Consider the following 3,492-nt stretch of genomic DNA (forward strand, 5'->3'; position numbering starts at 1 on the left):
AGCTCGAGGTTGTGACATGGCTGTCCCAAAAAGTAAGATTACACGGAGCCGTCGTGGCATGCGACGCTCACATGACGCACTTGTTGCGGCAAACCCAAATGAATGCACAAATTGCGGTGAGCTTAAGCGCCCGCACCACGTTTGCGCATCCTGTGGTCACTATGATGATCGCGAAGTCATTGCGACGACTGAGGAAGTAGATCTCGACGAAGACGCGGCATAAGCGCCCGTATTCAAGGGGAATACATTTCAATGTCGAACACCCAAACCATTGCGAACGGACCCAACTCAAATGTTGTCGTATCCGTCGATGCCATGGGGGGAGACAAGGGGCCCGGCGAGATAATCGGCGGGCTTTTGCTTGCCGTGCACCGGCATTCTAATATTCGTTTTTTGGTGCACGGCCCCGAAAAGGTGCTGGCGCCTTTGATTGACAAGCACAATCTCGAAGAATTTTGCACCATTGTGCACGCGGAACGCACCGTTTCGATGGATGACAAGCCAAGCCAAGTGATGCGCCATGGCAAGGGCACCTCAATGTGGTCTGCCGTCACCTCTGTAAAGCAACAAGAAGCCGATGCCTGTGTTTCTTGCGGAAATACGGGGGCATTGATGGCTATTTCGATGGTCCGCCTGCGCAAGATGGCCGGAATCAACCGGCCCGCGATTGCGATTCTGTGGCCGTCTTACGGGCCAAACGGCAGCAATGTCATGCTCGATGTGGGCGCAGATGTGCGGGCCGACGAAAACGATTTGTTACAATTTGCCCTGATGGGCGCGTCGTATTCACGCAATGGTTTTGCTGTGAAACGGCCCAGGGTTGGTCTGCTCAACGTTGGCACCGAAGAGCATAAGGGCCGCACAGAGTTGAAGGCCGCACATGACCTGATCAAAGAGGCGGCGGAAACTGGGCAGTTCGATTTCATAGGCTTTGTAGAGGGCGGAGATATCCCTTCGGACCGGGTTGATGTAATTGTAACCGATGGATTTACCGGAAATGTTGCGCTGAAAACCGCCGAAGGCACCGCAAGTTTTATCGGCACAGCCCTGCGTCAATCCTTTAAACATAATTTGCTTGCCAAACTCTCGGCAATCCTCGCTTATGCTCCGCTCAGCCGGCTCAAACGCACGACAGACCCGCGCCGGGTTAATGGTGGGGTCTTCTTGGGTCTCAATGGCACGGTGGTGAAATCCCATGGTGCGGCAGACGCAACAGGAGTTGCGGCGGCGGTTGGCCTAGCCTATCGTTTAGGTTCAGCAAAGTTTAGCACCAAGCTCGCCGCGCGCGTAGCTTCGGTCAACGGGTTCGCAGAGGACCGCGAAGAAGACGGGAACTAACGATGCGCAGAGCAGTTGTTGAATCCATTGGCCATTATCTGCCCGAACGTGTGGTGGAAAACTCCGAGTTTGAAGCCACATTGGACACCAATGATGCTTGGATCCGCAGTCGCACGGGCATCGAACGTCGCCACTTCGCCGCGGAAGGGGAGACCACCTCTGATATGGGAATTAGGGCCGCTCAAGCGGCTTTGGCCAATGCAGGATGCAGCGTCGCGGACGTCGATGCGATTATTCTGGCGACCTCGACCGCCGATCTCACCTTCCCCTCCGCCGCCACTATGGTTCAGCACGGGCTTGGCATGACGCATGGCTTCGCCTTTGACGTTCAAGCGGTCTGTGCCGGGTTTCTATTTGCTTTGAACACCGCAAATTCCATGATCGCGAGCGGCCAGGCCAATCGCATTTTGGTCATAGGCGCGGAGACATTTTCAAAGTTGATGGACTGGACGGATCGCGGCACCTGTGTCTTATTTGGCGATGGAGCCGGCGCCATGTTGCTTGGCGCGCAGCAAGATGAAACCTCAGATCGCGGAATTCTCGCAACAGCATTGCGTTCAGATGGGCGTTACAAGGATATTCTTTACGTCGATGGCGGTGTATCCATGCAAACCACTGGACATCTGCGGATGCAGGGCAAAGAGGTGTTTCGTCACGCGGTCGAAAAGCTCTCGAATACGGCGCTCGAAGCCATTGACGCGGCTGGTCTAACCACGGATGATGTAGATTGGATTGTGCCACATCAGGCGAACCAACGCATTTTGGAAGGCATGTCCAAACGCCTTAAAGTGCCCATGGACCGGGTCGTCATGACAGTGAACAACCATGGCAATACTTCGGCTGCTTCTGTTCCTCTTGCCATGGCGGTGGCCGCCCAGGATAAACGCATCAAACAAGGCGATATTGTCGTCACAGGCGCAATTGGCGGTGGTCTGGCCTGGGGAACTGCGGTTATTCGCTGGTAATTGGCCTTATATCCGGACTTTTAGTTGCCAAGAGTTATTATCTATCTATAATTACAGCGTAGTAACAAGGGGGAACGTAAATGGCGTCGAACACACTCACAAGAATGGATCTCAGTGAAGCGGTTTTCCGCGAAGTTGGATTGTCGCGCAATGAGTCGGCTGATCTGGTTGAATCTGTTTTGAAGCATATTTCGGACGCATTGGTCGCTGGCGAGTCTGTAAAAATTTCATCATTCGGCACTTTCGGCATTCGCGATAAGTCTGCCCGGATCGGCCGCAATCCAAAAACCGGTGAAGAAGCCCCGATCACGCCGCGCCGAGTTTTAACCTTCCGTCCCTCGCATTTGATGAAGGACCGGGTTGCCAAAGGCAACAAAGGCTAATCATCGTGGCCAAATCGCCGGATGCGTTCAGAACCATAAGCGAAGTTGCGACATGGCTTGGAACACAGGCGCATGTCCTGCGGTTTTGGGAAAGCAAATTTGACGCCGTCGCTCCCGTGCAGCGCACCGGAGGGCGGCGCTACTATCGGATGGCAGATATGCTTTTGCTGGGGGGGATTAAGTTCTTGCTCCACGAACAGGGTATGACCATCAAAGCTGTGCAAAACCTGTTGAAGGAACAGGGTGCGGCGCATGTGCAAAGCTTTTCGCCGGCCATTGAGGGCGAGACACAACACAAAGAGCCAACACCAGAAGTCAGCCATGCCGAAACCTCCGCACCGGAGGAAAATGTGGTGGACATCCAGTTTGATCCGGCGAAGCTGAGCCAATCTGTTGTGCTCAGCGAACGGCTTGAGCGCGATGATGATGGCACTCAGCTTCTGTTGTTTCCAGAATTGGCGGATGAGGTGCCACTGGCAGATCCAAAGATTACGTCGATACAGCCCAATCCCGTCCCCGGCATTGCTTTGGGCACAGATTTACCGCCTCAGGATCCAAGTCTCACAAGTTTCCCACCTACTGCAAGTCTGATGACACAGGTGTTGCAGATGCCAGCCGACACGCGCCGCGCCGCCCTGCGGTCGTCTCCTGAGGTTGTGGCCAAATTGCGCGCCTTGCAGGCAAAGATGAGCGTATAAGTGAACTTCGTGCACATAATGGGCTTGCTCCCGTCGCCGGGATTGATATACGGCCTCATGTTCGGGCTATGGCGCAGCCTGGTAGCGCGTCCGTCTGGGGGACGGAAG

General features: G+C 54.6%; 5 protein-coding genes. All 5 read left to right on the forward strand.

Annotated features, from left to right (window positions below; all coding sequences use genetic code 11):
• The first annotated feature begins 16 nt into the window (after window positions 1-16).
• The 5 genes from rpmF (at window position 17) to ABF287_RS04505 (ending at window position 3,384) form a co-directional block, all read left to right on the forward strand.
• Window positions 17-223: a 50S ribosomal protein L32 gene (gene rpmF, locus ABF287_RS04485; RefSeq protein WP_081870935.1), complete on the forward strand. Its 207-nt coding sequence runs from the start codon at window positions 17-19 to the stop codon at window positions 221-223.
• 29 nt (window positions 224-252) lie between these two features.
• Window positions 253-1,338 (forward strand): phosphate acyltransferase PlsX, encoded by a 1,086-nt coding sequence (gene plsX / locus ABF287_RS04490; protein ID WP_347183820.1) that lies wholly within the window; start codon window positions 253-255, stop codon window positions 1,336-1,338.
• A gap of 2 nt (window positions 1,339-1,340) precedes the next feature.
• Entirely contained in the window at window positions 1,341-2,303 is a 963-nt protein-coding gene (locus ABF287_RS04495) for a beta-ketoacyl-ACP synthase III (protein WP_347183821.1), read from the forward strand.
• An 80-nt stretch (window positions 2,304-2,383) separates the two neighbouring features.
• Window positions 2,384-2,686, forward strand: coding sequence for an integration host factor subunit alpha (gene ihfA, locus ABF287_RS04500; protein ID WP_044049962.1), 303 nt, complete (start codon window positions 2,384-2,386; stop codon window positions 2,684-2,686).
• Entirely contained in the window at window positions 2,686-3,384 is a 699-nt protein-coding gene (locus tag ABF287_RS04505; protein ID WP_347183822.1) for a MerR family transcriptional regulator, read from the forward strand. The genes ihfA and ABF287_RS04505 overlap by 1 nt, the downstream gene beginning before the upstream one ends.
• Window positions 3,385-3,492: the final 108 nt, after the last annotated feature.

The organism is Pacificibacter sp. (assembly GCF_039769035.1).
Classification (GTDB): Bacteria; Pseudomonadota; Alphaproteobacteria; order Rhodobacterales; family Rhodobacteraceae; genus Celeribacter.

Excerpts from the sequence above, each read along its gene's own strand:
- rpmF (WP_081870935.1), top strand. The coding sequence starts at position 17 with ATGGCTGTCCCAAAAAGTAAGATTACACGGAGCCGTCGTGGCATGCGA.
- ABF287_RS04495 (WP_347183821.1), top strand. The coding sequence starts at position 1,341 with ATGCGCAGAGCAGTTGTTGAATCCATTGGCCATTATCTGCCCGAACGT.
- ihfA (WP_044049962.1), top strand. The coding sequence starts at position 2,384 with ATGGCGTCGAACACACTCACAAGAATGGATCTCAGTGAAGCGGTTTTC.
- plsX (WP_347183820.1), top strand. The coding sequence starts at position 253 with ATGTCGAACACCCAAACCATTGCGAACGGACCCAACTCAAATGTTGTC.